The following is a 1,330-nucleotide window of genomic DNA, read 5'->3' as shown; positions in this document are numbered from 1 at the left end:
TATGCTGCGACCTATTCACGATGCAACTTTTTCAAAAACTTAAGATAGTTTTTAAGTTTTAATTTTCTGTTGCGCGGCTGAAATCGGAAATAACTTTTGACCGGCGAAGCCATAGGTCAAAAAAGTTATTCTGATTTTATGCCACTTCTATTTTGTTATACATTTCCCTTGGCGTTAGATAATCTAATGATTGATGAAAACGCTCGTCATTATAAAATCTAAAATATTCTTTCAATCCTTTGTACAGTTCCAGAGTGCTACCGTAAGCTTGTAAATATACGTTTTCATATTTTACTGAACGCCATAATCTTTCTATAAAAATATTGTCAATAGCACGTCCTTTTCCATCCATTGATATTTTTATATTATTATCATTCAATAGCTTAGTATGAACCTCACTTGTGTACTGACTTCCTTGATCGGTGTTGAAAATTTCTGGTTTGCCGTGTTGGTCTATTGCCTCTTGAAGTACTCCTGTACACCACTGGGCTGTCATAGTGTTACTTATATCCCAGCTTAAAACATAGCGCGAGTGCAAATCAATTATTGCACATAAATACATAAAACCTTTATCCATAGGGATATATGTAATGTCTGTAGCCCAAACTTGATTATTTTGTGTTATCTCTAAACCTTTGAGTAAATACGGATACTTTTTATGTTCTTTAACAGCAATTGTCGTGCGTGGTTCTCGGTAAATCGTCTGCCAGTTTACCAATTTCATTAAGCGTCGAACTCGCTTTTCATTAACCACAAAGCCATGGCGTTCAAACCAAACAGTAATCTTGCGATAACCATAAAAAGGAGTTGCATGATATTGTTTTTTTAATAATTCCATCAATGATAGGTTTTCAGAACCTTCCCCTTTTGGTGAAAAATAAAAAGAATTCCGATTGATATTCAACAATATACACTGTTTAGATAGACTTAATTTTTCGTTCAAATCTACCATGTTCTTTCTCTCAATCAATGGCATTAGCTCAACTTTTTTTTTAGAAAGTCATTCTCTAAAGTGAGTTGTCCAATTCGTGCAAAAAGCTTTTCAATTGGAATTTCTTCTTTTTTTGCTACTGCTTTTTCTTGATTGAAAACTGCCGATATATTCTTAATCGCCTCGGCTTTCCAGATCGAAATTTGGGTGGGTAAAAGCTCATATTTCTTAGCTAAAACCTCTAATGTTTCTTTCTCTCTTAACGCTTCTAAAACAACTTTTGCTTTAAAATCCTTTCCAAATACTCTTCTTGTTCTTGACATAATTCTGCTAATTTAAGGTTTTTAATCCTATCTTAATTTAAAGCAAAAAATTGTACGTTTTTTGGGGAGCAGCATA

Annotated in this window: 2 protein-coding genes; both read right to left on the bottom strand. The window is 33.5% G+C overall.

Annotated features, from left to right (window positions below):
• Positions 1-136: 136 nt before the first annotated feature.
• Positions 137-976 carry an IS3 family transposase gene (locus IWX83_RS17085; RefSeq protein WP_066082039.1) on the bottom strand — a complete coding sequence of 280 codons (840 nt, stop codon included), beginning with the start codon at positions 974-976 and terminating at the stop codon, positions 137-139.
• Positions 976-1,254: a transposase gene (locus IWX83_RS17080; protein WP_066082037.1), complete on the bottom strand. Its 279-nt coding sequence runs from the start codon at positions 1,252-1,254 to the stop codon at positions 976-978. Before IWX83_RS17080 ends, IWX83_RS17085 begins: the two co-directional genes overlap by 1 nt.
• Positions 1,255-1,330: the final 76 nt, after the last annotated feature.

Origin of the sequence: Flavobacterium sp. CG_9.1, assembly GCF_015751645.1 — a bacterium.
Taxonomy (GTDB): Bacteria; Bacteroidota; Bacteroidia; order Flavobacteriales; family Flavobacteriaceae; genus Flavobacterium; species Flavobacterium xanthum.
Note: the sequence above shows the minus strand (reverse complement) of the source record. Positions and strands in the feature narration are given on the sequence as shown.